The sequence below is a fragment of the Nocardioides sp. Root240 genome (genome assembly GCF_001428825.1).
Classification (GTDB): domain Bacteria; phylum Actinomycetota; class Actinomycetes; order Propionibacteriales; family Nocardioidaceae; genus Nocardioides.
In genome coordinates, this window is sequence record NZ_LMIT01000012.1 from 66784 (window position 1) to 93049 (window position 26266).

Consider the following 26266-nt stretch of genomic DNA (forward strand, 5'->3'; position numbering starts at 1 on the left):
GCAGGAGGCCCCGAACCAGGATCCAGCAGCGAGAAGTCAGGACGAGCCACGCGCGACCGAGCCAACCGGACCACCCCCTCAGGCGTCTGATCGGGCATGAAGACGTCCCTCGGCCCCGCCGCCCTCTCCGCTGTCCTGTCCCTCGCCGTCGTCGGTCTCGCCGGCTGCGGTGACGACGAGCCCACCGCGGTGCCCGATCCGGCGCCCACGAGGACCTCCACCTCATCGAGCGACGAGCCCGACGAGGCCGCTCCCGAGCAGGCGATCACGGTGGAGGGCCCGGCCGACCTGGTCCGGATCTTCACCGAGAAGGAGGTCGCGCAGCTCCCGGCCGGCACGCCGACCGTCGCGGACGACGGCACGGAGCTCAGCGCCCAGCTCCTGGAGCGCGACGGCAAGGACCTGCTCCAGGTGCAGGACGGCACCGAGGTCATGACCGCGACGATCCCGGAGGACTCCGACACGCCGTACCTCCTCGACGTGCAGCTGGAGCTCGGCCAGGCCGGAGCCGGCTGGATCGTCGGCCACGAGGGCGGTGACTCCACGCGGTTGCAGGTGTACGTCGTCCGCGACGGCGAGCTGGTCGCGGCCCGGACGAGCGGGGGCGACCCGGACCTCGGCGGTGGCTTCACCGCGGACGGCGGGTCGCGCACCACGTGGTTCAGCGAGGCGGGCGGGCCGTGGACGCGTGTCGCGACCGGGAAGCCCGACCAGTACCGGCTCTACCGCTGGGCGGTCAGCGGCCCCGGCGAGGGCGGGGGCACCGACGACCTGGCCCCGCTGCTGCGGGCCGAGGACCTCGGCACCGCCTGCATGGCGGAGTCCGCGACGTCGATCGTCGTGAGGCGCTGCTGACCCCCTCCCATCCGATCGGGGGGTCGGCGACGAACACCTCCCATGAAGGCACGACTCCTCTGGTCCGCGTACGGCATCCTCGCAACGCTGGTCGGGGTGGGTCTGGCCCACCTCGCAGCAGCGCTCACCGATCCGGCGGCCTCCCCCGTCCTCGCCGTCGGGTCGACGGTCATCGACCTCACCCCGACGCCCATGAAGGACTGGGCGATCGAGCAGTTCGGCAGCTCCGACAAGACCGTGCTCGTCGGATCGGTCATGGCCGGGGTCCTCGTCCTGGCCGCGATCGCCGGCGCGGTCGCCCGCCGGCGGCTCGCCGTGGGCATGGGCATGCTCGTCGGTCTGGTCGCCGTCGCGGCGGTCGCCGCCCTGCTGCGACCCAGCGCCGAGCCGACCGACGTCTTCCCGAGCCTGGTCGCGGCCGTCACCGGCCCGCTGGCCCTCCGGCTCCTGGCCCGGACGCAGCAGCATGCCGAGACCGACGGTTCGCGGCGAACGGTGCTGCTCACCGCGGCCGCACTGACCGCTGCCGCCGCCGTCGGCGGCCTCGCCGGCCGGGTCGTCTCCTCGGTCCGCGCCCGTCCCGAGGACATCGCGCTGCCCGACCCCACCGATCCCGCCCCCGCCTTCCCCCGCGGCCTCGACGACCAGGTCCCGGGGATCACGCGTTTCCGCACGTCGAACGACGACTTCTACCGCGTCGACACGCGGCTCGACGTCCCGGTGATCAGCAGCGAGGACTGGACCCTGACCATCGACGGCGACGTCGACACGAAGGTCGTCCTCACCTTCGACGACCTGCTGGACATGCCGATGATCGAGCGGGACATCACGGTCACCTGCGTGTCCAACAGCGTCGGCGGTCCGTACGTCGGCGGCGCCCGCTGGCTCGGCGTACGGCTCACCGACGTGCTCGACCTCGCCGGCATCGACCGCACGAAGGCCGACCAGATCCTCTCCACCGACTTCGACGGCATGACGATCAGCACGCCGCTCGACCTCGCGACGGACGGGCGCGACGCCATCCTCGCGGTCGGCATGAACGGCGAGCAGCTGCCGCGCGAGCACGGATTCCCCGTACGGATGGTGATTCCCGGCCTCTACGGCTTCATCAGCGCCACCAAGTGGCTCAGCCGGCTGACCCTCACGACGTACGACGACCAGAAGGCGTACTGGACCGAGCGGGACTGGGCGACCGACGCCCCCATCAAGATCTCCGCCCGGATCGACACCCCGAAGGCGCTGGCCCAGCTGGACGCGGGGGACACCGTGATCGGTGGTGTCGCCTGGGCGCAGGAGCGCGGCGGCATCGCGAAGGTCCAGGTCCGCATCGACGGCGGCGCCTGGGAGGACGCACAGCTCGGCCCGAACGCGGGCGAGGACTACTGGCGACAGTGGTTCCACCGCTGGCCCGCGAAGTCGGGATCGCACCGGATCGCCGTGCGCGCCGTCTCCGGCGACGGTGAGCCGCAGACCGCGGCCCGCGCCGAGCCCTTCCCTGACGGCGCGAGCGGCATCCACGAGCTGCTCGTCACCGTCAAGTGACCTGCATCACCAGAAGTTCTGCCGATCCGACCCATCCGGTTCCGGCACGGCACCGAAGTACTCACGAGAACAAACACCGCAAGCCCCTCCTGAAAGGCATCACCATGAAGCTTCAGAAGATCCGCCGCTCCGCCGGTGCCGGCATCGCCGTCCTGGCCCTGACCGCCACCTTCGCCGCGTGCAGCAGCGAGGACGACGAGCCGAAGAGCGGCTCGGACGACACCTCCTCCGACACCTCGGACAGCCCGATGGCCGAGGGCGCGGCTGCGGACACCTTCGGCCCCGGCTGCTCCGCCATCCCGACCTCGGGCAAGGGCTCGTTCGACGGCATGGTCAAGGACCCGGTCGCCACCGCTGCCAGCAACAACCCGCTGCTCAGCACGCTGGTCACCGCTGTCACCAGCATCGACGGCCTGGCCGACACCCTGAACGGCGCCGAGGCGCTGACCGTGTTCGCGCCGTACAACGACGCGTTCGCCGAGATCCCGGCCAAGGACCTCAACGGCCTGGTCATGGAGGGCAAGGAGAAGGGCGACCAGAGCACCCTCTACAAGATCCTCGCCCACCACGTGCTCGGCGCCAACGACAAGGCCGACGCCGTCGTCGGCAAGCAGGACACGCTCGTGGGCGACCAGCTCACGATCTCCGGTGACGCCGAGTCGGGCATGACCGTGTCCGACGGCACCGTCACCGCGAACGTGCTCTGCGGCAACATCCCGACCGCCAACGCGACGGTCTACGTCATCGACAAGGTGCTGACCGGGGTCAAGTGACCCCTCGTCAGGACTGACTGACTCCGGAAGGATCAGCACCATGGATCCGGTCACCGGCAACGCGGCCGGCGCCCCCCACCAGGGGGCGCCGGCCGGCGCGGTCCCCGACCTCGGCGCGCTGCTCAAGCGCTCCGCACGCGGCGACGAGGCCGCGTTCGCCGAGCTGTACGACGCCACGGCGGCCCGTGCCCACGGGCTCGTGCTGCGGGTCGTCCGGGACCGCGCCCAGGCCGAGGAGGTCACCCAGGAGGTGTTCCTCGAGGTCTGGCGCCAGTCCGGCCGGTACGACGCCGACCGGGGCAGCGCCCTGGCCTGGCTGATGACCATCGCCCACCGCAAGGCGGTCGACCGGGTCCGCAGCGCCGAGGCGGCGACGCGACGCGACGTCACCTACGAGGAGACCAACCGTTCCGTCGCGCACGACGAGACGGCCGAGGCGGCGCACGCCTCGCTCGAGGCGAGGCGGGTCCGGGCCGCTCTCGCCCACCTGACCGACGTCCAGCGCGAGGCCATCGAGCTGGCGTACTTCGGCGGCTACACCCACACCGAGGTGGCCGCCCTGCTCGACCTACCGGTCGGGACCGCAAAAACCAGAATCCGCGACGGCTTGATCAGGCTGCGCGACTCGATCGGAGTAGGACGATGACCGATCACGACCTGCACGCGCTCTCCGGCGCGTACGCCCTCGACGCGCTCGACGACGACGAGCGAGCCCGGTTCGAGGCCCACCTGGCCGACTGCGCCGGCTGCCGCGAGGAGGTGGCCAGCCTCGGCGAGGCCGCCGCCCTGCTCGGCACCGAGCCGGTCGAGCCGCCTGCCGCGGTCCGCGACGCGGTCCTCAGCGGGATCCGGTCGATCCGTCCGTTGCCTCCGATCACCTCCGAGCCGGCGGCCGAGCCCGTCGACGACCTCGCCGCCCGACGGACCCGACGATCGCTGGTGCAGCGCATCGCCGGGACCCCGCTCATCGCCGCAGCCGCCGTGGTGCTGCTGCTGGCGGTCGGCACCGCCTGGCTGCGGCCGTGGACCGAGGACCCGACCCCGCCGCCCGCGACGGCCGTCGAGCAGGTGCTTCGCGCCGCCGACGCGACCCGCGTGGACAAGGAGTTCCCCGACGGATCGCGCGCCACGGTCGTCCTCTCCCGCAGCCTGGGCGGCGCGGTGATCCAGACCGAGGACATGGCTCCCGCTCCCCAGGGCAAGGTCTACGAGCTCTGGCTGCAGCGCCCTGACGGCGCGATGGTGCCGGCCGGCCTGATGCCGGACGACCCCGACGCCGAGCTGCGTCTCGAGGGTGACGCCACCCACGCCAAGGCCGTCGGCATCACCATCGAGCCGGACGGCGGCTCGGAGCTCCCGACGACCACGCCCATCGCCGTCCTGGACCTGGCGACCTGATGTCCACGACCACGACACCACGGCGGATCGCCGTGGTGGGCTCCGGCGTCGCCGGACTCACCGCGGCCTATGTCGCCTCGCGCCCCGCCAACGGCACCCACGTGACGCTGCTCGAGGCCGACGACCGACTCGGCGGGCACGCCGACACCCACGACGTGACCGACCCGACCGGGCGCGCGCTGCGCATCGACAGCGGCTTCATCGTGCACAACCGCCGCACCTACCCGGTCCTGCTGCGGCTGTTCGCCGAGCTCGGCGTCCCGACCCAGGAGTCGGAGATGTCGATGTCGATCAGCGACGAGGCGACCGGCCTGGAGTGGGCCGGCGCGCTGGGCCGGCGCGGCGTCTTCCCGTCCGGCACGGGCAACCACCGCAACCCGGCGTACCTGCGGATGCTGCGGGAGGTCCCGCGCTTCCACCGCCGCGCCCGCCGGTTGCTGGAGGCCGCCACGGACCCCGCGGCGGACCCGACGACGCTCGCCGCCTTCCTCGACGAGGGCCGCTTCTCGCCGTACTTCCGGCGGCACTTCATGGAGCCGCTCGTCGCGGCGGTGTGGTCCTGCGACCCCGACACCGCGCTCGACTACCCCGCTGCCTACCTCTTCGCCTTCCTCTCCCACCACGGGATGCTGCAGGTCTTCGGCTCGCCGCCCTGGCGCACCGTGACCGGCGGGTCCCGCACCTACGTCGATGCGGTCGCCGCCGCGCTCAGGGGGAGCGGCGCCGAGATCCGCACCGGCGCACCGGTCGTCTCCGTCAAGGAGACGACCGGTGGTGTGGAGGTACGCACGGCCGCGGGCCTCGAGGAGTACGACGCCGTCGTCATCGCCACGCACCCGGAGCAGGCGATCGCCCTCCTCGCCGAGCCCACCTCCGCCCAGCGCGAGGTCCTCGGCGCGCTGCCCTACAGCCCCAACACGGCACTCCTCCACACCGACGAGCGGCTGATGCCGGGGGCCACCGACACCCACGCGTCGTGGAACTTCCGGCGTCCCGCCGCCGACCGCGCGGGTGTGCTGGTGACCTACGACATGACCCGTCTGCAGCGACTCCCCACGGGCACCCGCTACCTCGTGACGCTCGGCGGGGAGGACCTGGTCGACCCGGCCACCGTGATCGCCCGACGGGAGTACGCCCACCCGCTCTACACGCCGTCCTCGGTCGCCGCGCAGCGCCGGCTCCCCGAGCTCGACAGCGACCGCCTGGCCTTCGCCGGGGCCTACCACGGGTGGGGCTTCCACGAGGACGGTGCGCGGTCCGGCCTGAAGGCTGCCGAGCGGCTGGGCCTGCTGTGGGGGGGCCCAGTCGCGCCGGCGAACGTGGTGCGCGACGAGGTCGCCGCCACGTCGTACCGGACCACCTTGGTCCACCAGCGGCGCGAGCCGATCGCGAACCGGTTCGAGCACCGCACCCGCCTGTGGGTGGTCGACCTCGACCGCGTGGACGCGCACGGCCGTGCGCCCGGCGGGCGTGGCCGGTTCCTCGGCCGCGACCACTTCGACGGCGACACCGACTCGGTGCGCGAGGGCCTCGACCGGTTCCTGGCCGCGCACGACCTCGACCTGCGGGGCGGCCGCGCCCTGATGGCCGCGCACTCCCGCGCGTTCGGCCAGTGCTTCAACCCGATCACGGTCCACTGGTGCTGGAAGGACCGTGACGGGAGAGGCCGTCCCGCAGCCACCGTCGTCGAGGTGCACAACACCTACGGCGGCCGGCACTCCTACCTGCTCGACACCGACGAGCACGGGCGCGCCGTGGTCGACAAGGCGCTCTACGTCTCCCCGTTCCACGGCACCGACGGCCACTACGAGGTCATCGCCCCGCCGCCTGATCCGACGACCGGTCGGCTCCGGCTCGCCGTGGGCCTGCGCACCGACGACGGCGCGCGCTTCGACGCGGGCCTGACCGGCGAACCGGCCCCCGCTCCCCTGCTCCCGCTCGCCAGCCTCCGCGGCGCCGCGCTCATCCGGGCGCACGGCATCGCGCTGTGGCTGCGGCGCCTCCCCGTCCAACCCCGCCCCGCCGACGAGCGGAGCCTCCAGGAAGGCAGCATCCGATGACTGTCACCGACACCCGTGCCACCGCCCCCTGGACGAGCCTGCAGGCCGCCCCCGAGGGCCGGATCTCCGCCCGGATCGCCGAGCGCCTGTTCCGCTCGGCCGTGTCCCGGCTGCACGTCACCGTGCGTCTGGAGCACACCGACCGGCCGGCGGAGGTGCTCGGTCTCGGCGGACCGGCCGTCGTGGTCCACCGGCCCGACGAGCTGTTCGCCCGGATCGGGCGCGACAAGCTGATCGGCTTCGGCGAGTCCTACATGACCGGCGCCTGGTCCGAGGACGGCCAGCTCGGTGACGGCACGCTCGGCGACTTCCTCACCGTGCTCGCTGCGGACGTCGCCCGCCTCGTGCCGCCTGCCCTCCAGCGGCTGCGGGCGTTCGTGACACCCCGGCTGCCCCGCAGCCACCGCGGCACCCGCGAGAACACGCAGGCCAACGTGGCGCACCACTACGACCTGTCCAACGACCTGTTCGCCGCCTTCCTCGACCCGACCCTGTCGTACTCGGCGGCACTCTTCGAGGACCTCGAGAGCGCGCTGACCGAGGACTTCGCCGCGGCCCAGCACCGCAAGATCGACCGGCTGCTCGACCAGGCCGGCGTCGGCGCGGGCACCCGCCTCCTCGAGATCGGCACCGGCTGGGGCGAGCTGGCGATCCGGGCAGCCGCTCGCGGCGCCGAGGTCCGCTCCATCACGCTGTCCGTCGAGCAGCAACAGCTCGCCCGCGAGCGGATCGCCGCCGCTGGCCACGCCGACCGGGTCGTCGTCGACCTGTGCGACTACCGCGCGCTGCTCGACGAGCCCGCCGGCCGGTACGACGCCGTGGTCTCCGTGGAGATGATCGAGGCCGTCGGCTGGGAGTTCTGGCCGACGTACTTCCGCACGCTGGACCACGTCCTCGCCCCGGGCGGGACGGTCGCGATCCAGGCCATCACCATGCCGCACGACCGGATGCTCGCCACCCGGTCGACGCACACCTTCATCACCAAGTACATCTTCCCCGGCGGCGCGCTTCCCTCCGTCCGGGCGATCCGCGAGACCGTCGAGGAGCACACCACGCTGCGGATCGTCGACGAGCTCGCCTTCGGCGCGCACTACGCGCCGACCCTGCAGCGGTGGGACCGCGCCTTCCTCGGCGCCCGCGAGCGCGTGGCCGCGCTCGGCTTCGACGAGACGTTCGTCCGGATGTGGCACTTCTACCTCGAGTACTGCCGCGGCGGCTTCGCCGCCGGCTACATCGACGACCACCAGCTGACGTTCACCCGGGAGGCGTGATGACCAGCGTGATGCATCACCGCCCGTCGGCCGCCCCGGCCGACGGTGGCGTCGCCGCCCGCCTCGAGGGGGCGCTGCGCCCCTTCGTCGGCGGCTCCCTCCCGGTCCGCCTCGTGGCGTGGGACGGCTCGCAGGCGGGGCCTGACCTGGCACCCGTCGTGGAGCTGCGCTCGCCCGACGCCCTGCGGCGGCTGCTGTGGCACCCCGGCGAGCTCGGCGCCGCCCAGGCCTACGTGGCCGGCGAGCTGGACGTTCCCGGCGACCTGGACGCGGCGCTGACCCACGCCTTCGCCGTCGCCGCCGAGCGCGGGCTGTCGGGACGACGGCCCGGCCTGCGCGCCCTGACCGGAGCGGTGCGGGCGGCCTTCGGCCTGGACCTCGTGGGCCGTCCGCCCGCTCCTCCGGCCACCCAGGCGCGGATCCGCGGCCGGCTGCACAGCAAGGACCGCGACCGCCAGTCGATCAGCCACCACTACGACACCACCGCGGACTTCTACGCGCAGATCCTCGACCCCGAGACGATGGCCTACTCCTGCGGCTACCACTCCTCTCCCGAGCAGCCGCTCGCCGAGGCGCAGCACGCCAAGCTCGACCTCGTGGGCCGCAAGCTGGGCCTGAAGCCCGGCATGCGGCTGCTCGACGTCGGCTGCGGCTGGGGGTCGCTGTCCCTGCACGCGGCGGAGCAGTTCGGCGCCCGCGTCACCGGGGTGACCATCTCGAAGGAGCAGAAGCAGTTCGCCGAGGCGGCAGCGCGGCGGCGGGGCCTCTCCGACCTCGTCGAGTTCCGGCTGTGCGACTACCGCGACGCCGTGCCGCTGCGCGGCGCGGAGTACGACGCCGTCGCGTCGCTGGAGATGGGCGAGCACGTCGGCCAGGCCAACTACCCGACGTACGCGCAGGTGCTGCACGACTCCGTCCGCCCCGGCGGCCGGGTGCTCGTCCAGCAGATGTCGCGCACCGGGCGCTGGCCCGGCGGCGGCCCGTTCATCGAGTCCTTCATCGCCCCCGACATGCACATGCGACCGGTCGGCGAGACCGTCGGGCTGCTCGAGGCCTCCGGCCTGGAGGCGCGCGACGTGCACGCCCTGCGGGAGCACTACGTGCTGACCGTCGCCGGCTGGCTGGAGCGCTTCGAGGCCAACATCGACGCGATCACCGCGCTCGTCGGCGAGGAGCTCGTCCGGGTCTGGCGGCTCTACCTCGTCGGCGGCTCGATGGCCTTCCGCGACGGCCGGATGGGCGTCGACCAGATCCTGCTCGTCCGCCCCGGCGGCGACCACCACCTGCCCTGGACGCGGTCCTGGTGATCGCGTCCGTCCTGGTCTCCCTGGGGACCGCCCTCGCGGCCGCGGCACTCGTCATGGGGGTGACCGCCGCGGCCGCGCAGCGGCAGGGCCGGGTCGCGATCGTCGACGTCGCCTGGGGCCTCGGCTTCGTCGTCGCCGCGCTCGCCTGCGGGGCCGTCGCGCTCGCCCGCGACACCGGTGACCCGCTGCGGACCTGCTTCCTCGTCGCGATCGTCGTGGTCTGGGGCCTGCGCCTGGCCGCGCACATCCACCGCCGCAGCGCCGGTCACCGCGACGAGGACCCGCGCTACGAGAAGCTGCTCGGCGGCCCGCTGTCCGCCGTCGGCATCGGGGTCGCGGTCCGCAAGGTGTTCCTGGTCCAGGGCCTGGCGCTCGCCCTCATCGCGCTCCCGGTCGCCGTGGGCGTCGTGCTCGAGGTCCGGTGGTGGCCGCTCGTCGTCGCCGGCGGCGTGCTGTGGCTCGTCGGCCTGGTGTTCGAGGCCGTCGGCGACGCCCAGCTGGCGGCGTACCGTGCCCAGCCCCGGGAGACCCGGCCGCAGGTGCTCGACTCCGGCCTGTGGGCGTGGACCCGCCACCCCAACTACTTCGGGGACGCGTGCGTGTGGTGGGGCACCTGGCTCGCCGGCGGCCTCGCGTCCGGCTGGGTCGCCGGGCTCGCGACGCTGGTGGCACCGCTGGCGATGACGTACTTCCTGGTCTTCGCCACCGGCGCCCGGCTGCTCGAGCAGACCATGATGCAGCGGCCCGGCTACCCCGAGTACGCCGCCCGGACCTCGGGCTTCGTGCCCCGGCCGCCACGACGCTGAGCCCGGCATCACCTGCCGTAGATGCCGATGCCCATCTCGAGGCCGTCGACCGGCTTGGTCCAGTCGCGCCCGTCCTTGTCGGTCAGCCGCACCGTGAAGGTGATGTTGCGGTCCGCGGCGAACCGGCGCTCGCGCACCGTGCCGTCCGCGTCGGTCCGCCGGCCGACCAGGGTCGCGCCGCCGTCCTCCAGCTTCGGGCCGTAGAGGTAGGCCGCAGGGTCGTCGTCGGGCGCTCCGCCCTTGCCGCAGCTGACCTCCAGCACCTGCCAGCCGAGCACGTCCACCGTGATCCACGGCATGCTCGGCCCGGCCTCGACCTGGTCCGCGGACGTGCAGTGGATCGCGAACTGGACGTCGCGGGGCAGCACGGTGCTGCGCTCGAAGATGCGCTCGCCGGGCTCGGCCAGCATGGCGGCGCGGTAGTGGTAGCCACCGGCCTCCGAGGGGAAGGTCGGCGCCTCGTCCACGGGTGCGCGGTCCTCCGTGCCGGACACGACCGGCGGGTGGTCGTCGCGCTGCGGGCCCGCGACGGCGTACCAGCTGCCGCCGGCGACCACCGCGGCCGCGAGACCCGCCGCGACGGCGGCCCTCCGGCGTCGTACGACGGTGACCCGGTGGGCCACGGCACCCGGGCGGGCCGCGAGGTCGTGGTCGACCTCGGGCGCGTGGGCACCGAGGGTCTCCTTGAGGTCGTCGAGCGAGCTCATCGCGGGTCCTCCTCGATCGTCAGGGCGGGGTCGATGCGCAGCTTCGCGAGGGCCCGGCTGGCCTGGCTCTTCACGTTGCCGACGCTGCAGCCGAGGACCCGTGCGGTCTCGGCCTCGGTGAGGTCCTCGAAGTAGCGCAGCACCACGACCGCGCGCTGCTTGCGCGGCAGCCGGCCGAGCGCCGACCAGAGGTCGTGGCTGGCGTCGCTGTGAGCGTGCACGTCGCCGGTGGGTGCGGGCTCCGGGAGCTCGTCGGTCGCGTGCTCGCCGTTCCAGCGCCGGCGCCACCACGTGGCGTAGGTGTTGACGAGGATCCGGCGGACGTAGGCCTCCGGCTCGCCGTCGATCCGCCGCCACGCGAACCAGGCCTTGGCGAGCGCCGTCTGGAGCAGGTCCTCGGCGAGGGGGTGGTCGCGGGTCAGCAGGTAGGCCGTGCGGAGCAGGGCGCTCGACCGGGCGCCGACGAAGGCGTCGAAGTCGGCCCGAGCCTCCACCGGTCCTCCTGTCGATCCCCGTGCTCCCTGCGCCCGCGGCAGGGATTGCGTAGCGTTCACATGCTCTTCCACCACCCGGGACCCGAGAAGGGTTGCACGCCACCTAGGCTCCTTTTGTGAGCGCGAACGACGAGTACCTCCGACTGGCCTCCGCCGACAACTTCCGCGACGTCGCCGGCACCGGCTACGCCACGGTCGACGGCGGCCGGCTGCGCACCGGGGTCTTCTTCCGCTCCAACGACCTGCGCCTCACCGACGTCGACCTCACCGCTCTGCAGGCGATCGGCCTGCGCGCGATCATCGACCTCCGCTCCCCGACCGAGATCGCCCTGCACCCCGACCCCGAGGTCCCCGGCGCCGAGCCGCTCCACTTCGACTCCATCGGCATCCCGATCGAGCGCCTCTCCAGCCTGACCAGCCGCGCCGAGGCCGTCGCACTGATGGACGAGGTCTACCGCGGCTTCGTCGACCAGGAGCGCTGCCGCGTCGCCTTCGGCGGCGTGCTCCGCCAGCTCGCCACCGGCGGCCCCCAGCTCTTCCACTGCTCGCAGGGCAAGGACCGCACCGGCTGGGTCGCCGCCCTCCTGCTCCACATCGCCGGCGTCGACGACCCGACCATCCAGAGCGACTACCTGCTGACCAACGCCAGCAGCGCGGCCAGCCGGGCCCGCGTCGAGGCCGAGATCGAGAAGCACGGCGGCCCCGAGCTCGTCGCGGTCTACGAGCCGACGCTCGTCGTCGCGATGGAGTACCTCGACACCGCGTGGACGGCCGTCGAGGAGCGCTACGGCGACCGGGCGACGTACCTGCGTGAGGGGCTCGGCCTCGACGAGGCCACCCTGGCCACCCTGCGCGGGCTGCTCCGGGCGGAGTAGGCGGAGCCTCAGATCGCGGGCGGCGGCGGCAGCTGGAACGGCTGCGTCGGCTCGTCGACCGCCTCGGGCCGCGGCGGCATGCCGGGCAGGTGCTGCTTGATGACCTTCTCGGTGCGCGGGTCGAGGACGATGTCGTGGGTGTCGCCGTCGCGCCCCTCGAACCGGACCGCGACGGTCTCGAAGCCCTTGTGCCGCTGCATCTGGGCGTACATGGCGTACGCGCGGCGGTCGGCCTCGGTGAGGTCGACGGAGTCGGTGAACGGCGTCAGCAGGGCCCGCGGCCAGAGCCGGCGGGCGAGGACGACGTTGACCTCGATGCCGAGCACGCCCATGACCGCACCGATGTAGAGCAGGCCCATCAGGCCGAGGACCAGGCCGAAGGTCTGGTTCATGCTGTTGTTCTCTGCGCTGGCGATCACGTTGGTGGCGTAGGCGGTCCCGATCCACTGCAGGAACTGCCACAGCACCGCGACGGTGAAGCCACCCGGCGCGGCCCGGATGCCGCGGTCGCGGATCGCGCGCGCGGCGGCCATCCGCAGCAGCACGGTCATCAGCGAGCCGAGCAGCCCGATGGTGACCAGCCGGACCAGCCAGTGGAACCAGCCGTGGCGCGAGAGGCTGCCGACGAGGTTGGTCTCGGTCAGCAGCACGGAGCCGACGGAGATGCCGAAGATCGCCAGCCCGGCGACCAGCAGCAGGAAGAGGCTGTTGACCCGGGTCATCACGGGGTGCGGGCGGCTGTTGCGCGGCACCGCCCAGGCCGCCGACTGCACGTTCTGCAGGGCGAGGCCGAGGCCGAGCGCACCGTAGAGCGCGGTCAGCGAGCCGACGATGATGCCGCCCGTCGAGCCCTGGATGCCTTCGGGTCGGCCGAGCGCGTCACCGATGATCGGGAACTGCCCGAGGGCGGAGTCGAGGACCTGCTCCTGCAGCGCGGGGCGGCCGTCAAGGATGAAGCCGAGGATCGACGTCGCGAGCAGCAGGAGCGGGAAGATCGAGAGGAAGGCGTAGAAGGTCAGGATCGCCGCGAGGTAGTTGCCCTGGTCGTCGAAGAACTTGTAGATCACGGCCAGGGGGAAGCCGAACACCGAATTGCGGCGCTGCCCGCGATCGATGTCTCCGACGACTCCCACACGCGAAACCTATGACATCGGGTACGACGACCAGCGGAGCACCGCCTGAAACGGCGCCCGGAGCAGCTCAGGCGAGCAGCGCGGCGATCAGGACCGCGACCGGCGCGGAGGCCAGCGTGGTCACGAAGATGGCGTCGCGCGCGAGCAGGATGCCGCGGTCGTAGCGGGTCGCGACGACGAAGACGTTCTGCGCGGTCGGCAGCGCCGAGAGCAGGGTGACGGCGAACAGGTCGTGGTCGCCGAGGCCGACCACGAAGCGTCCGACGAGGTACGCCGCGACCGGCTGCACCACCATCTTCAGCAGTGACACCGTCGCCAGCGCCCGCGGCGTCACGCCGCGGCCGGGCAGCGGACCGAGCCGGAGCGCGACGCCGTACGCGATCAGCATCGCGGGGACCGCCATCCCGCCGACGAGCTCCAGCGGCCGGTGCGCCACCTCGGGCAGCTCGGTGTCGGTGATCGCGAGGGCGAGGCCGAGGAAGGAGGCGATGGTCAGCGGGTTGGTCACCGGTCGCGACAGGATCTTGCCGAGCGAGGGGCGCTCGGGACTGGTCACCACGTCGAGCACCGTCAGCGCCAGCGGCTGCAGGACGAGGAGCTGCATCATCAGGGCCGGTACGACGAGCGCCGCGTCGCCCAGCGCGTAGGCCGCGATCGGGATGCCGAGGTTGCCCGCGTTGACGTACGCCGAGCACAGCATCGCGATGACCGCGGTGCCCTGGTCCAGCCGCCGCCAGACCGCGATCGCGACCATGATCCCCGCGCTCACCACGACGCCGGCGGCGGTCGCGACGAGCGGGCCGGACAGCACGCGCGAGGGGTCGGAGTCCTCCAGCACGGTGACCAGCAGTGCCGGGCTGGCGAGGTAGAACGCGGTCAGCGACAGGCTGCGCTGGCCCTTCGCGTCCACGATCCCGACGTGCGCGAGCAGGGCGCCGAGGGCGATGACGATCGCGATCGTCACGAAGCCCTCGAGCACACCTCCCACGGGTCGATCCCACCACCCGCGTCGCGCGTCAGGCCAATCGTGCCCGGAAGCCCCGGCCGGAGGTCGCGGCGTAGCGGTAGCGGCTGCGCACCGCGCGCGACCCGAAGTCGAGCACCCCGCCGACGTCGAAGCGGAAGAGCATCTCCCAGCGACCCGAGCCCTCGTCGGCGTACGCCGTGACCTGGCTGCCGCGGACCGCCATGGCCAGGCGCGCGCCGGGCCGCGAGAGGTCGACGGTGCCGTCGAGGGTGCGGACCGGCTCGGCCCCCGCGTCGACCAGGCGACCGCGGTGGCGCAGCTCCCAGCGCAGCCCGCGACGGCGGTGGGAGTAGCGCAGCACCAGGTGGTTGTCGGCGTCCTGCACGACGCCCAGGCGGAGCTGGCGGTGGCCGGCCGCGAGGAGCGGGGCGGTGGCGAGGGACAGCGCGAAGCGCGCGGAGCCGACCGTCTGCACACTACGACGCAGCGGCGCGCCCGCCACCCGTCGGAAGCCGCCCGTCGACACGGCTCGGGGGTAGTCCGCGCTGCCCGGCGGAGGAGCGAACAGGTCGAGCTCGTCGAGGTGCCCGGCCAGCAGCCCGCCCAGCCGTTCGTGGATGTCGGGTGCACGGCGGGAGATGTCGTTGGTCTCGGCCGGATCGGCGACGAGGTCGAAGAGCTCGTCGCGGCCGTTGCGCAGCTGCCGGACCAGTTTGTAACCGCCCTGCCGGACCGCGGCGTGCGGGTGGCTGGAGCCGATGTGGTGCGGGTAGGCCCAGAACAGCGTGTCCCGGTCGGTCGTCGCGGTCCCGCGGATCACGCCGGTCAGGTCGATGCCGTCGACGCCCGCCGGGACGTCCGCCCCGGCGAGCCCGGCCGCGGTGGGCAGCACGTCGATCGTGCTCGCGAGCTCGGCGCTCACCCGGCCGGCGGCACCGGTGCCCGGCCACCAGGCGACCAGGGGGACCCGGATACCGCCCTCGTAGAGCTGGCCCTTGCCCCCGCGCAGCGGCCGGTTGGCGGCCCGGAGTGCGCCGCCGTTGTCGCTCGTGACCAGCAGGAGGGTGTTGCGCGCGATGCCGAGGTCCTTGAGGGTCCGTACGATCCGGCCGACCTGCTGGTCGATGCTCTCCAGCATCGCGGCCAGCACCGGTCGGGCACCGTCGACGCCGGCACCGTGCTTGTCGCGGTACTTCGCCAGCAGGCCGGGCTTGGCGCGCAGGTCGGAGTGCACGGCGTAGTTGGCGACGTGGAGGAAGAACGGCCGGCCGTGGTGGCGCCGGATGAACCCGGTGGCCTCCTGGGCGAGCCGGTCGGTGAGGTACTCGCCCGGGCTGCGGGCCGGCAGGCCGGGCAGGAAGAAGTAGGGGTGGAAGTAGTCGCCGCCGCCGATGTAGCGCTGCTCCGAGGCGATCACCTCGTCGAACCCGTGCGCGTACGGGTTGCCGGGCCGTGACCGGTAGCGACCGTGGTAGGTCTCGGTCAGGTGCCACTTGCCGATGTGGCCGGTGGTGTAGCCCCGTGGCGCGAGCACCTCGGGGAGGGAGCGGAAGCGCGTCGACAGGTGCAGGTCGCTCGCGGCCTCCTCGCCCCGCAGGTAGTCGGTGATGCCGGTGCGCCCGGGATAGCGGCCCGTCACGAGCGCGGCGCGCGTCGGCGAGCAGAGGGGCGCGGCGGCGTACGCCTGCGTGAACCGGGTGCCCTCGCGGGCCAGCCGGTCGATCTGCGGCGTCTCGTTGAAGGTGTTGCCGTAGCAACCGAGCTCGCGCCAGCCGAGGTCGTCGATCGTGACCACGATGACATTGGGGCGGTCGAGCGGGCGCCGCTGCGCGAGCGCGCCCGCGGAGGCCGGAGCCCCCTGCGTCGTCAGCGCGACCGCACAGCCCGCGCCCGCACCCTGGAGGACGGTACGACGGGTGGGCTGGGTCAGTGCGGTCATGCACAGATACTACATAGACTTACTCGACTTAAATCGCCGGACCCGCCGGGCAGTCGCTACTCCTCGACGTCGGGCTCCTGTGCCCGCTCCTGCTCCCGCCGCTGCGCCTCGTAGCGCTTCCGCTGCTCCTCGGCCCGCTCGCGGACCCTGCGCAGGAAGTCCTCGTCCTTCTCCGGGTCCTCCGCGGCGAAGCGGCCCCGCCGCTCGTACTCCGGGAATCCCGGCGCAGCGCCCTGCCCACGCGTCATCGGCCGCTCGACGACCGGCCGGCCGGCGACGAACCACGCGATCGAGCCCGCGAGCGGGAAGAACAGCACGATCAGCAGCCACCACGTCTTCGCGAGGTTGCGCACGCTGTCCTCGCGCGAGGTGATCACGTCGATCAGGCAGAAGAGCCAGAGCAGGCCGACGAGGGTGTAGGGCAGGAACCGCAGCATGGCGGGATCATGCCTGCTCGTCGGCGGTCGCGCGCCAGTTTCACCGGCTGACCGGTGAAACTGGCGTGCTTGGACGACGAAACTCACGCCTGGACGAGGAAACTTCGTCGTCCAAGCATGAGTTTCACCGGCCGGCCGGTGAAACTCCCGAAATCGCTCAGTACGACTTCGGAAGACCCAGCGAGTGCATGGCGACGAAGTTGAGGATCATCTCCCGGCTGACGGGGGCGATCCGGCCAAGCCGGGCGGCGACGAGCATGTTGCCGAGGCCGTACTCCTGGGTCAGGCCGTTGCCGCCGTGGGTATGGACGGCCACGTCGGTGGCGTTGCACGCGACCTCACCGCCGGCGTACTTGGCCATGTTGGCGTACTCCCCGGCCGTGAAGTCGTCCCCCGCGTCGTAGAGCGCGGCAGCCTTCTGCCAGAGCAGGCGGGCCTGCTCCAGCTCGATCTTCACCTTGGCGAGGGGGTGCGCGATGCCCTGGTGGGCGCCGATGGGCTGGTCCTTCCACACCGAGCGCTCCTTGGCGTACGCGACCGCCTTGTCGAGGGCGTAGCGGGCGAGGCCGCACGACATCGCGCCACCCATGATCCGCTCCGGGTTGAGGCCCGCGAAGAGCTGCCACAGGCCGCCGTCCTCGTCGCCGACGAGCGCGTCGACCGGGACGCGGACATCGTCGAGGAACAGCGTGAACTGCTTCTCCGGGGCGTTCCACGACATCGGGATCGGCTGCTTGGTGAAGCCCGGCGCGTCGGTCGGGACGACGAACAGCGCCGGCTTGAGCTTGCCGGTCTTCGCGTCCTCGGTGCGCGACACGATGAGCACCGACTGCGCCTCGTCGACGCCGGAGATGAAGGTCTTCTGGCCCTTGAGCACCCAGTGGTCGCCGTCGCGGGTCGCGGTGGTGGTGATCTGGTGCGAGTTCGAGCCGGCGTCGGCCTCGGTGATGCCGAACGCCATCAGGTGGGTGCCGTCCGCGATCGAGGGCAGCCACCGCTGCTTCTGCTCCTCGGTGCCGCAACGACTGATGATCGATCCGCAGATCGCCGGCGAGACGACCATCATCAGCAGCGGCGCACCGGCCGCGGCCGACTCCTCCAGCACCGCGGCCAGGTCGGACATCCCACCGCCACCGCCGCCGAACTCCTCGGGGATGTTGACGCCGAGGAAGCCGGCCTGGCCCATCTCGAGCCACATCTCGGTCATCTTGCCGCCCTCGCGGGCCTGCTTGTCGACGTACTCGCGGCCGTACTTGCCCGCCAGCTTCTTGACCGCCTCGCGCAGCGCGACGCGCTCCTCCGGCTCGGTGAACGCAGTCTGGGTCATCAGTTCTCCTCCTCGGAGCTGGCCTCGAGGGCCTCCACGACGGCGAGCACGGTGCCCGCCTCGACCTGCTGGCCGGCGCTCGCCGACAGCTCGGTCACGGTGCCGGCGTACGGCGCCGCGATGGTGTGCTGCATCTTCATGGCCTCCATCACGAGGATGGGCTGGCCCTCCTGGACGACGTCGCCCACCGCCGCACGGACGGCGATCACGCTGCCCGGCATCGGCGCGAGCAGGGAGCCCGCGGCCACCTGCGTCGACGGGTCGACGAAGCGCGGCACGATCCGGAGCGTCGCCCCGCCGCGCGGTCCGTCCACCAGCACCGCGTCCGGCCGCACGCGGACGTCGTAGCGGCGGGTGACCCCGTCGACGTCCACGACGACCTCGTCCGGCGCGGCCGACACGACGGTCACGTCGTCGCGCTCGGCGCTGCGGTAGCCGTCGCGGCCGCCGTACCATTGCACGTCGACCTCCTCGCCGGCCAGGCCGAGGCGCGTCGTGCGCGGGCCCGCCACCACGTTGCGGAAACCGGCCGGGATCCGGGACTGCACCCTTGCTCCGAGGCGGCGGTGCTCGGCGAGCGCGACCGCACCGACGAGCGGCAGCAGGTCGTCCGCGCCGGCGCTCGCCAGCGTCTCCGGGTGGTCGCCGTAGAACGACGTCGCCAGGCCGGTGAGGTCGAGGAAGGCCGGGTGCCGCAGTGACGCGACCAGCTGGTCGCGGTTGGTGGTCAGGCCGTGGATCCGTGCCTTCTCCAGCACCCGCGCCAGGGACCGCGCCGCCTGCTCGCGCGTCGGCGCCCAGACGATCACCTTCGACAGCATCGCGTCGTAGAACGTGCCGACCTCGTCGCCCGACTCGAAGCCGGTGTCGAGGCGCACGCCGTAACCGTCGAGCGCGAAGGTGTCGTCGTGCTCCAGCTCCAGCTCGAGCAGGCGGCCGGTCTGCGGGGCGTAGTCGGCCGCCGGGTCCTCGGCGTAGAGGCGCACCTCGATCGCGTGGCCGTCCGGCTCCGGGTCGATCGCGGGCAGGTCCCGCCCCTCGGCGACCGCGACCTGCAGCTCGACCAGGTCGACGCCGTACACCTGCTCGGTGACGGGGTGCTCGACCTGGAGGCGGGTGTTCATCTCGAGGAAGTAGAAGCGCTGCGTGTCGGCGTCGTAGAGGAACTCGACGGTGCCGGCACCGCGGTAGTCGATCGCCTCGGCGGCCTTGCGGGCCGCGTCGTGCAGGGCAGCGGCGACCTCCTCGGTCAGGCCAGGGGCGGGCGCCTCCTCGACGACCTTCTGGTGGCGGCGCTGCAGCGAGCAGTCGCGCTCGCCGAACACCAGCACCCCGCCCTTGCCGTCACCGACGACCTGGACCTCGACGTGGCGGCCGCGCTCGACGTACGGCTCGACGAAGACGGTGCCGTCGCCGAAGGCGGACTCGGCCTCCGCCGAGGCCAGCTCGACCTCGCCGGCCAGGTCGGCGAGCGCCCGCACGACGCGCATGCCGCGGCCACCGCCGCCCGCGGACGCCTTGACCAGCAGCGGCAGGTCCTCCTCGGTCGCCGTGTCGACCGACAGGTTGCCCAGCACGGGTACGCCGGCCGCCTCCATCAGCTTCTTCGACTCGATCTTCGAGCCCATCCGGTCGATCGAGTCCGGGTCGGGACCGATCCAGGTCAGGCCGGCGTCGGCGACCTGCCGCGCGAAGGCGGCGTTCTCGGACAGGAAGCCGTAGCCGGGGTGGATCGCGTCCGCGCCGGACTTCTTCGCGGCGGCGATGATCAGGTCACCGCGCAGGTAGGTCTCGGCCGGCGTGTTGCCCGGCAGTCGCACGGCAGCGTCGGCCTCGCGCACGAACGGCAGGCCCGCGTCGGCGTCGGAGTGCACGGCCACGGTGTCGATGCCGAGCCGGCGTGCGGTGCGGAAGACCCGCCGGGCGATCTCGCCACGGTTGGCCACAAGGATTCGGGTGATCATGGCCGCGCTCACATCCTGAAGACGCCGAAGTTCATGGCGCCCTCGATCGGCTGGTTGTCGATGACGGACAGGCAGATGCCCAGGACCGTCCGGGTGTCGCGCGGGTCGATGACGCCGTCGTCGTAGACCATCCCGGAGAGGACGTAGGGCAGCGACTGCTCCTCGATCTGCTGCTCGACCATCTCCTTGATGCCCTTGAAGCCGTCGGCGTCGAAGACCTCGCCCTTCTTCTCCGCGGACTCGCGGGCGACGATCTCCAGGACGCCGGCCAGCTGGGCGGGACCCATGACCGACGACTTCGCGGAGGGCCAGGTGAAGAGGAAGCGCGGGTCGTAGGCGCGACCGTTCATGCCGTAGTTGCCGGCACCGTAGGACGCGCCCATGATCACCGTCAGGTGCGGGACCTTCGAGTTGGAGACCGCGTTGATCATCATCGCGCCGTGCTTGATGATGCCGCCCTGCTCGTACTCCGCGCCGACCATGTAGCCGGTCGTGTTGTGCAGGAAGAGCAGCGGGGTGTCCTTCTGGTTGGCCAGCTGGATGAACTGCGCGGCCTTCTGGGCCTCCTCGCTCATCAGCACGCCGCGTGCGTTGGCGAGGATGCCGACGGGGTGGCCGTGGATCTGGGCCCAGCCGACGCAGAGGGCGCTGCCGTAGAGCGGCTTGAACTCGTCGAAGGGCTGCCCGTTCGTGTCGCTCGTGCCGTCGACGATCCGCAGGATCGCCTCCCGCGGGTCGAAGGGCTCCTTGAGGTCGGTCGGGATCAGCTCGAGCAGGTCCTCGGGGTCGAGGTCGGGCTCGGCGTAGTCCACGGTGGGGACATCGCCCTTCTTGCGCCAGTTCAGCCGGGCGACCGCGCGCCGGGCGAGCCGGATCGCGTCGTGCTCGTCGACGGCGAGGTAGTCGGAGGAGCCCGAGACCCGCGAGTGCATCTCGGCACCGCCGAGGGTCTCGTCGTCGGACTCCTCGCCCGTCGCCATCTTCACCAGCGGCGGACCGGCCAGGAAGACCTTGGCCTGCTCCTTGACCATGATCACGTAGTCGCTCATGCCGGGGACGTACGCGCCGCCCGCCGTCGAGTTGCCGAAGACCACCGAGATGGTGGGCTGCTTGCGCGCGCTGGACCGGGTCAGGTCGCGGAACCCGCGCCCGCCGGGGATGAAGATCTCCTTCTGGGTGGGGAGGTCCGCACCGCCGGACTCGGTGAGGTTGATCGAGGGGAGGAAGTTCTTCTCCGCGATCTCCGCCGCCCGGAACGACTTCTTCAGCGACCACGGGTTGAGGGCGCCGCCCTTCACCGTCGGGTCGTTGGCGACGATCATGCACTCGACGCCCTCGACGACGCCGATGCCCGTGACGAGCGAGGCGCCGACCGCGAAGTCGCTGCCCCAGCCGGCCAGTGGCATCAGCTCGAGGAAGGCCGAGCCCTCGTCGACGAGCAGCTCGATCCGCTCGCGGGCGGTGAGCTTGCCGCGCTCGTGGTGGCGGGCGATGTACTTGCCGCCGGCCTCGACCGCCTTGGTCTGCTCGGCGTGCAGCGCCTCGAGCTTGGCCTGCATGGCGGTACGCCGCAGCTGCTCGGGGGTCTGCTCGGTCTCCGTCGTGGTCATGCCTCCACCACCGCCTTCATCCTCTCGAGGGTCGTGCGCATGCCGCGCTCGTTGGTCCTGCCGCGCAGCCGGCCCAGGGCGAGCCAGTAGCCGCGGATGTACCAGGCCGGCGTGAGCCGGAAGTACTCGGTGACGCGGGTGCCGCCGTTCTCGGACTGCATCCGGTAGCCCCACGTGTTGATCGGGTGGTCGTCGAGGCCGACACCGAACTCGAAGACCTCGTCGGGGACGCACTTCGTGACCGTGCACGGCGTCCAGTACGTCGGCCCGACGCCGTTGCGCTTCACGTGCCCCTTGAAGCGGGCACCCACCGCGGGGCCGGTGGCGCCGTGGGTCCAGACCGCCTCGAAGGTCTCCGGCGAGAACTCGCCGATCCGGGTCACGTCGCTCACCAGCGCCCAGACCTGCTCGACCGGCGCCTTCATGTGGACACTGACCTCGCCGCCCAGCGGCTTCAGCAGGCCCATCACGCGTAGCCCAGGAGCTTGGCGGCCAGGTCGGTGAGAACCTCGGTCGCGCCGCCGCCGATCGGCAGCAGGCGGACGTCGCGGTAGTGGCGTTCGACCTCGGACTCGCGCATGTAGCCCATCCCGCCGTGCAGCTGCACGGCCTGGTCGGCCACCCACACGGCGGTGTCGACGGCGGTCTGCTTGGCCAGGCAGGCCTCGGCGATGACGTTCTCCCCGGCGACGTAGCGCTGCGCGACCTCGAGGGTGTAGCTCCGCGCGACCGCGACCTGGCGGTGCATCTCGACGAGCTTGGCGCGCACCACCTGGTTCTTCACCAGCGGCTTGCCGAAGGTCTCGCGGTCCTTGCAGTACCGCACCGACAGGTCGAGGCAGCGCATCGCGTGGCCGTAGCCCATCAGCGCGAGGAAGATCCGCTCGGTCACGAAGTTCTCGGCGATGTAGTAGAACCCGTGGTTCTCCTGGCCGACCAGGTTGCCGACCGGGACACGCACGTCGACGTACGACAGCTCGCCGGTGTCGGAGGCCAGCCAGCCCATCTTGTCGAGCTTGCGCGACACGGTGAACCCGGGCGTGCCCTTGGGGACGACGATCATCGAGATGCCGTGCGCGCCGGCCTCGCCCGTGCGGACCGCGGTCGTGACGAAGTCGCCGCGGACGCTGGAGGTGATGAAGGTCTTCGCGCCGTTGATGACCCAGTGGTCACCGTCGCGCACCGCACGGGTGCTGATGTTGGCGACGTCGGAGCCGGTGCCGGGCTCGGTGACGGCCATCGAGCCGATCAGGTCGCCGCTCAGCGTGGGCCGGACCCAGGCGTCGATCAGCTCCGGCGAGCCGTTCTGGATGATGTGCGGGATCGCGATCCCGTGGGTGAACGCGCTCGCCATCGCGCCGCCCGACCAACCGGCCGCCATGAAGCCCTCCTGGGCCGCGCAGATGTCGACCAGGGTGCCGCCGTCGCCTCCGACCTCCTCCGGGACACCGACGCCGAGCAGGCCCGCGTGGGCGAGCTTCTTCTGCAGCTCGCGCGGCAGCTCGCCGTCCTTCTCCCACTGGTCGAGGTACGGCGTCACCTCCCGCTTGGTGAACTCGATGGCGCTCTGCTTGAGGGCGAGCTGCTCCTCGGTCCAGCCGTGGTTGAACGTCGTCACAGTAGGTCCTCCTGGATGTGGACGATGCGGCTGCGGACCCACTCACCCAGGCCCTTGGCCTGCGGGTCGAAGCGCGTGGACGCGGCGACGCCGTCGCCGAGCAGTCCGTGGATCACGATGTTCACGGCGCCGAGGTTCGGCAGCACGTAGACGTCGACGTCGAGGTCCTTCGCCTCGGGCACCAGCTCGCGCACCTTGCGGTCCTTGACGATCTTGGCGAGCCACTGGACGCGGGCCTCGTACTTCGGCGAGCCGTCGTTCTTGACCCACAGGCCGAGGTTGGCGTTGCCACCCTTGTCGCCCGAGCGGGCGTGGACGAAGCTGCCCAGCGGCATGCGGCGGGTGATCGTGTCCGCCGGGGCCGGGTACGGCGAGGGCCGCTTCCCCAGCTCGGTGTCGAGCTCGGCGGGGTCGACGAACGTGGTCGGGTCGGCGATCACCTCGCGGCTGCCGTCGTGGTGGACGACCGTGTGCTCGACGGCGGACCGCTCGACGTACTCCGGCTTGTAGATGCCGAACGGGCTGGGCTTCTGCGGCGGCGTGGTCATCGTGAAGCCGGGGTAGCTCGCGAGCGCGAGCTCGACGGCCGGGCCGGTGAACGGCTTGCCGAGCGGACCGGCCTCGGGATCCTTGCCGATGCAGCGCAGGATGACCGAGGCGCCTTCCTCGGTGTCCGCGTCGCCACCGCGCGACGGCGTCTGGGTCCACGTCACGTCGGCCGCGGTGAGCTGCGGGTCGAGCTGGCTGCGCAGCCACTCGGCCTTGGCCTCGATGTCGAGGCCGGTGAGCACGAACTCCACCTGGTTGCGGTAGCCGCCCAGGGTGTTGACCGCGACCTTGAGCTTCTCGGGCGGCGGGCCGCCGGTGACGCCGGAGATCTCGACCCGGTCCGGGCCGACGTCGCGCAACCGGATCGAGTCGAGGTGGGTGGTGACGTCGGGGTTGAGGTAGCGGGTCGTCTGGATCTCGTAGAGCAGCTGCGCGGTGACCGTGTCGACCGTGACGGCGCCGCCGGTGCCGTCGTGCTTGGTGATGATGCTGCTGCCGTCGGCGGCGATCTCCGCGATCGGGAAGCCGAGGGGCTTCGTCATCGGGGCACCCGCGCGGAACAGGTCGGTGAAGCCGGAGAAGTTGCCGCCGGTGGCCTGCGTGCCGCACTCGATGACGTGGCCGGCGACGACGGCGCCGGCCAGCGCGTCGTGGTCGGTCGGGAGCCAGCCGTGGTGGGCGATCGCGGGACCGACGACGACGCTGGCGTCGGTCACGCGCCCGGTGACGACGATGTCGGCGCCACGGGTCAGGGCGGAGGCGATGCCGAACGCGCCGAGGTAGGCATTGGCGGTCAGCGCTGCGTCGAACAGGTTCGCCTGACGCAGGTCGTCGCCCTCGACGTAGGCCACCTTGGCGTCGAGTCCGAGCTCGGCGGCGAGCTTCTGGATCTGCGTCGCGAGGCCGGCCGGGTTGAGGCCGCCGGCGTTGCTGACGATCCTGACGCCCTTGTCGAGCGCGAGGCCCAGGGTGCCCTCGAGCTGTTTGAGGAAGGTCCGCGCGTAGCCGAGGTCGGCGTCGCGCAGGGTGTCCATGCCGAGGATCAGCATGGTCAGCTCGGCGAGGTAGTCGCCGGTGATGACATCGACGTCGCCACCCTCGAGCTGCTCCTTGAGCGCCGAGAGCCGGTCGCCGTAGAAGCCGCTGCAGTTGGCGACCTTCAGGGGGTTCATCAGATCTCCTCGGTCGTCGAGTGGTCGCGAGGGACGAGCGACGTATCGAGACGCTCCCTTCCGCCGCCGGCCGGGCCGGCGAACGCCTGCGCGATGGTCAGCCACTTCTCGGCGTCCGCGCCGACGGCGACCAGGTCCGTGTCGTCACGGTGCACCCGCTGGGTGACCAGCCGGCAGAAGTCGTACGCCGGGCCGGTGACCCTCTGGGGTGCGTCCTCCGGGCCCCAGGTCCAGGTCGCGCCGCTCGGAGCCGTCAGCTCGACGCGGAACTCCTCGGCAGGAGCCTCGAGGCCGTTGTTGGCGTAGGCGAAGTTGCGGGTGCGGACGCCGATGTGGGCGACGTGCCGGATCCGGTCGGTCACCTCGGGACGGGTGCCGAGGGCGTCGTACACGTCGAGGGAGTGGGCCCAGGTCTCCATGAACCGGGCGGTCGCCATCGACGTCGGCGACATCGGCGGGCCGAACCACGGCATCTTGAACCCGTCGGGGTAGGCCTGGAGCGCCTCCACGAGTCCCGGGCGCGCGGTGTCCCAGCGGGCGAGCAGCTCGTCGGCCGGCAGCTCCCCGATGCGCAGCGCCTCCTTGTCGACGAAGCCGGTCGGGTCCTCGATCGCCAGCAGCACGACCGCGTCCCACGCCTGCTTGCCCTCGTCAGTCAGCGAGCCGGCAGCCAGCACGGCGACCTCGTCGGTCCAGAGCAGGTGGGCGACCGTGGTCGCGATGTCCCAGCCCTCGGCCGGGGTCGGCGTGCGCCAGCCACCGGCGTCGAGGCCGGCCACCGCCGCGCGGAGCTGGTCGCCCTCGGCGGCCAGGTCGTCGAGCACGTCGTCGAGCACCGTCATGACTTCTCCTTCAGGGCCGCATCGAGAGAGCGCGACCACTCCTTGAGGATCTTCCGGCGCCGACGGGCGTCGTCGCCGAGCGTGTTGGCGAGGCCGAGGCCCCGGACGAGGTCGAGCGTGGCCTGCATCAGCTCGCGCACGCCCGGCCGCGACTCGTCCGCGCCGAGCAGCTCGACCGTCAGCCGGTGCGTCTCGCGACCGACCCGCTGCTCCAGCGGCGCGACCGCCTCGAGCAGCGCGGCGTCGGTCCGGGCGGCGACCCACAGCTCGAGCGCGGCGGTGAAGACCGGCGAGGCGAAGTGGTCGCCGAGCATCTGGACGACGGCCTCGGTGCGTCCGGCACCGTCGGGCAGCCGCGAGACAGCCGCCTCCAGGTCCGAGCCGCGGATCTCGGTCAGGTGCGCGACCGCGGCGACGACGAGGTCATTCTTGGTCGGGAAGTGGTGCAGCTGGGCACCGCGGCTCACGCCGGCCCGCTCCGAGACGAGCGTGGTCGTCGTACCGCTGAAGCCCTTCTCGACCAGCAGCTCGACCGTCGCCTCCATCAGCCGCAGCCGCATGGCGCGGGTGCGCTCCTCCTGCGGCACGCGGGTGGTCGACGACATGGCGCCAGCATGGCG

The 26266-nt window shown here is 72.2% G+C and carries 24 protein-coding genes; 10 read left to right on the forward strand and 14 right to left on the reverse strand.

The window, feature by feature from the left end; genetic code table 11:
• Positions 1-96: 96 nt before the first annotated feature.
• The 9 genes from ASE20_RS16730 to ASE20_RS16770 all read left to right on the forward strand — a co-directional run bounded on the left by ASE20_RS16730 (position 97) and on the right by ASE20_RS16770 (position 10012).
• Complete coding sequence (locus ASE20_RS16730) at positions 97-855, forward strand: hypothetical protein (protein ID WP_056895720.1); 759 nt, start codon at positions 97-99, stop codon at positions 853-855.
• A gap of 42 nt (positions 856-897) precedes the next feature.
• The gene (locus ASE20_RS16735) at positions 898-2397 is read left to right on the forward strand and encodes a molybdopterin-dependent oxidoreductase (RefSeq protein ID WP_056895721.1); all 1500 of its coding nucleotides are present in this window, start codon (positions 898-900) and stop codon (positions 2395-2397) included.
• 104 nt (positions 2398-2501) lie between these two features.
• Positions 2502-3170 (forward strand): fasciclin domain-containing protein, encoded by a 669-nt coding sequence (locus ASE20_RS16740; protein ID WP_056895722.1) that lies wholly within the window; start codon positions 2502-2504, stop codon positions 3168-3170.
• Between the two features lie 40 nt (positions 3171-3210).
• Positions 3211-3816, forward strand: a complete 606-nt coding sequence (gene sigK / locus ASE20_RS16745) for an ECF RNA polymerase sigma factor SigK (RefSeq protein ID WP_056895723.1) — start codon at positions 3211-3213, stop codon at positions 3814-3816.
• Entirely contained in the window at positions 3813-4568 is a 756-nt protein-coding gene (locus tag ASE20_RS16750) for an anti-sigma factor domain-containing protein (protein WP_056895724.1), read from the forward strand. The genes sigK and ASE20_RS16750 overlap by 4 nt, the downstream gene beginning before the upstream one ends.
• On the forward strand, positions 4568-6628 hold the full coding sequence (locus ASE20_RS16755; RefSeq protein ID WP_056895725.1) for an FAD-dependent oxidoreductase: 2061 nt from the start codon (positions 4568-4570) through the stop codon (positions 6626-6628). Before ASE20_RS16750 ends, ASE20_RS16755 begins: the two co-directional genes overlap by 1 nt.
• The gene (locus ASE20_RS16760) at positions 6625-7899 is read left to right on the forward strand and encodes a class I SAM-dependent methyltransferase (protein ID WP_056895726.1); all 1275 of its coding nucleotides are present in this window, start codon (positions 6625-6627) and stop codon (positions 7897-7899) included. Before ASE20_RS16755 ends, ASE20_RS16760 begins: the two co-directional genes overlap by 4 nt.
• Entirely contained in the window at positions 7899-9206 is a 1308-nt protein-coding gene (locus ASE20_RS16765; RefSeq protein ID WP_082612507.1) for an SAM-dependent methyltransferase, read from the forward strand. The genes ASE20_RS16760 and ASE20_RS16765 overlap by 1 nt, the downstream gene beginning before the upstream one ends.
• The gene (locus ASE20_RS16770; protein ID WP_225869126.1) at positions 9203-10012 is read left to right on the forward strand and encodes a DUF1295 domain-containing protein; all 810 of its coding nucleotides are present in this window, start codon (positions 9203-9205) and stop codon (positions 10010-10012) included. Before ASE20_RS16765 ends, ASE20_RS16770 begins: the two co-directional genes overlap by 4 nt.
• Positions 10013-10020: 8 nt before the next feature.
• Here the strand turns inward: ASE20_RS16770 and ASE20_RS16775 are convergent, their stop codons facing one another.
• Together ASE20_RS16775 and ASE20_RS16780 are read right to left on the reverse strand one after the other, a co-directional pair.
• Positions 10021-10719, reverse strand: coding sequence for a hypothetical protein (locus tag ASE20_RS16775; protein ID WP_056895727.1), 699 nt, complete (start codon positions 10717-10719; stop codon positions 10021-10023).
• Positions 10716-11213: a SigE family RNA polymerase sigma factor gene (locus ASE20_RS16780; protein ID WP_056895728.1), complete on the reverse strand. Its 498-nt coding sequence runs from the start codon at positions 11211-11213 to the stop codon at positions 10716-10718. The genes ASE20_RS16775 and ASE20_RS16780 overlap by 4 nt, the downstream gene beginning before the upstream one ends.
• A 116-nt stretch (positions 11214-11329) precedes the next feature.
• Here ASE20_RS16780 and ASE20_RS16785 point away from each other — a divergent pair, with 116 nt between their 5' ends.
• On the forward strand, positions 11330-12088 hold the full coding sequence (locus tag ASE20_RS16785) for a tyrosine-protein phosphatase (protein ID WP_056895729.1): 759 nt from the start codon (positions 11330-11332) through the stop codon (positions 12086-12088).
• A gap of 8 nt (positions 12089-12096) precedes the next feature.
• On the opposite strand, the gene ASE20_RS16790 is transcribed toward ASE20_RS16785, so the two are convergent.
• From ASE20_RS16790 to ASE20_RS16845, 12 genes are all read right to left on the reverse strand, one after another.
• The gene (locus ASE20_RS16790) at positions 12097-13221 is read right to left on the reverse strand and encodes a YihY/virulence factor BrkB family protein (RefSeq protein ID WP_082612508.1); all 1125 of its coding nucleotides are present in this window, start codon (positions 13219-13221) and stop codon (positions 12097-12099) included.
• A gap of 67 nt (positions 13222-13288) precedes the next feature.
• On the reverse strand, positions 13289-14209 hold the full coding sequence (locus ASE20_RS16795; RefSeq protein ID WP_056895731.1) for an AEC family transporter: 921 nt from the start codon (positions 14207-14209) through the stop codon (positions 13289-13291).
• 28 nt (positions 14210-14237) lie between these two features.
• On the reverse strand, positions 14238-16127 hold the full coding sequence (locus tag ASE20_RS16800) for a sulfatase (RefSeq protein ID WP_056895732.1): 1890 nt from the start codon (positions 16125-16127) through the stop codon (positions 14238-14240).
• Between the two features lie 56 nt (positions 16128-16183).
• The gene (locus tag ASE20_RS16805) at positions 16184-16564 is read right to left on the reverse strand and encodes a PLD nuclease N-terminal domain-containing protein (protein ID WP_056895733.1); all 381 of its coding nucleotides are present in this window, start codon (positions 16562-16564) and stop codon (positions 16184-16186) included.
• Positions 16565-16721: 157 nt separating this feature from the next.
• Complete coding sequence (locus ASE20_RS16810) at positions 16722-17891, reverse strand: acyl-CoA dehydrogenase family protein (RefSeq protein WP_056895734.1); 1170 nt, start codon at positions 17889-17891, stop codon at positions 16722-16724.
• On the reverse strand, positions 17891-19855 hold the full coding sequence (locus ASE20_RS16815) for an acetyl/propionyl/methylcrotonyl-CoA carboxylase subunit alpha (protein ID WP_056895735.1): 1965 nt from the start codon (positions 19853-19855) through the stop codon (positions 17891-17893). Before ASE20_RS16815 ends, ASE20_RS16810 begins: the two co-directional genes overlap by 1 nt.
• An 8-nt stretch (positions 19856-19863) precedes the next feature.
• Positions 19864-21465: an acyl-CoA carboxylase subunit beta gene (locus tag ASE20_RS16820; RefSeq protein ID WP_056895736.1), complete on the reverse strand. Its 1602-nt coding sequence runs from the start codon at positions 21463-21465 to the stop codon at positions 19864-19866.
• Positions 21462-21932 (reverse strand): SRPBCC family protein, encoded by a 471-nt coding sequence (locus tag ASE20_RS16825; RefSeq protein WP_082612524.1) that lies wholly within the window; start codon positions 21930-21932, stop codon positions 21462-21464. Before ASE20_RS16825 ends, ASE20_RS16820 begins: the two co-directional genes overlap by 4 nt.
• On the reverse strand, positions 21932-23083 hold the full coding sequence (locus tag ASE20_RS16830) for an acyl-CoA dehydrogenase family protein (RefSeq protein ID WP_056895737.1): 1152 nt from the start codon (positions 23081-23083) through the stop codon (positions 21932-21934). Before ASE20_RS16830 ends, ASE20_RS16825 begins: the two co-directional genes overlap by 1 nt.
• Positions 23080-24804, reverse strand: a complete 1725-nt coding sequence (locus ASE20_RS16835; protein WP_056895738.1) for an acyclic terpene utilization AtuA family protein — start codon at positions 24802-24804, stop codon at positions 23080-23082. Before ASE20_RS16835 ends, ASE20_RS16830 begins: the two co-directional genes overlap by 4 nt.
• Positions 24804-25646, reverse strand: a complete 843-nt coding sequence (locus ASE20_RS16840; RefSeq protein WP_056895739.1) for a TIGR03084 family metal-binding protein — start codon at positions 25644-25646, stop codon at positions 24804-24806. The genes ASE20_RS16835 and ASE20_RS16840 overlap by 1 nt, the downstream gene beginning before the upstream one ends.
• Complete coding sequence (locus ASE20_RS16845) at positions 25643-26251, reverse strand: TetR/AcrR family transcriptional regulator (protein ID WP_056895740.1); 609 nt, start codon at positions 26249-26251, stop codon at positions 25643-25645. The genes ASE20_RS16840 and ASE20_RS16845 overlap by 4 nt, the downstream gene beginning before the upstream one ends.
• Positions 26252-26266: the final 15 nt, after the last annotated feature.

Coding starts and splice junctions, on each gene's coding strand:
- ASE20_RS16730 (WP_056895720.1), top strand. CDS start 97: ATGAAGACGTCCCTCGGCCCCGCCGCCCTCTCCGCTGTCCTGTCCCTC.
- ASE20_RS16735 (WP_056895721.1), top strand. CDS start 898: ATGAAGGCACGACTCCTCTGGTCCGCGTACGGCATCCTCGCAACGCTG.
- ASE20_RS16740 (WP_056895722.1), top strand. CDS start 2,502: ATGAAGCTTCAGAAGATCCGCCGCTCCGCCGGTGCCGGCATCGCCGTC.
- sigK (WP_056895723.1), top strand. CDS start 3,211: ATGGATCCGGTCACCGGCAACGCGGCCGGCGCCCCCCACCAGGGGGCG.
- ASE20_RS16750 (WP_056895724.1), top strand. CDS start 3,813: ATGACCGATCACGACCTGCACGCGCTCTCCGGCGCGTACGCCCTCGAC.
- ASE20_RS16755 (WP_056895725.1), top strand. CDS start 4,568: ATGTCCACGACCACGACACCACGGCGGATCGCCGTGGTGGGCTCCGGC.
- ASE20_RS16760 (WP_056895726.1), top strand. CDS start 6,625: ATGACTGTCACCGACACCCGTGCCACCGCCCCCTGGACGAGCCTGCAG.
- ASE20_RS16765 (WP_082612507.1), top strand. CDS start 7,899: ATGACCAGCGTGATGCATCACCGCCCGTCGGCCGCCCCGGCCGACGGT.
- ASE20_RS16775 (WP_056895727.1), bottom strand. CDS start 10,719: ATGAGCTCGCTCGACGACCTCAAGGAGACCCTCGGTGCCCACGCGCCC.
- ASE20_RS16800 (WP_056895732.1), bottom strand. CDS start 16,127: ATGACCGCACTGACCCAGCCCACCCGTCGTACCGTCCTCCAGGGTGCG.
- ASE20_RS16805 (WP_056895733.1), bottom strand. CDS start 16,564: ATGCTGCGGTTCCTGCCCTACACCCTCGTCGGCCTGCTCTGGCTCTTC.
- ASE20_RS16810 (WP_056895734.1), bottom strand. CDS start 17,891: ATGACCCAGACTGCGTTCACCGAGCCGGAGGAGCGCGTCGCGCTGCGC.
- ASE20_RS16815 (WP_056895735.1), bottom strand. CDS start 19,855: ATGATCACCCGAATCCTTGTGGCCAACCGTGGCGAGATCGCCCGGCGG.
- ASE20_RS16820 (WP_056895736.1), bottom strand. CDS start 21,465: ATGACCACGACGGAGACCGAGCAGACCCCCGAGCAGCTGCGGCGTACC.
- ASE20_RS16825 (WP_082612524.1), bottom strand. CDS start 21,932: ATGGGCCTGCTGAAGCCGCTGGGCGGCGAGGTCAGTGTCCACATGAAG.
- ASE20_RS16835 (WP_056895738.1), bottom strand. CDS start 24,804: ATGAACCCCCTGAAGGTCGCCAACTGCAGCGGCTTCTACGGCGACCGG.
- ASE20_RS16840 (WP_056895739.1), bottom strand. CDS start 25,646: ATGACGGTGCTCGACGACGTGCTCGACGACCTGGCCGCCGAGGGCGAC.
- ASE20_RS16845 (WP_056895740.1), bottom strand. CDS start 26,251: ATGTCGTCGACCACCCGCGTGCCGCAGGAGGAGCGCACCCGCGCCATG.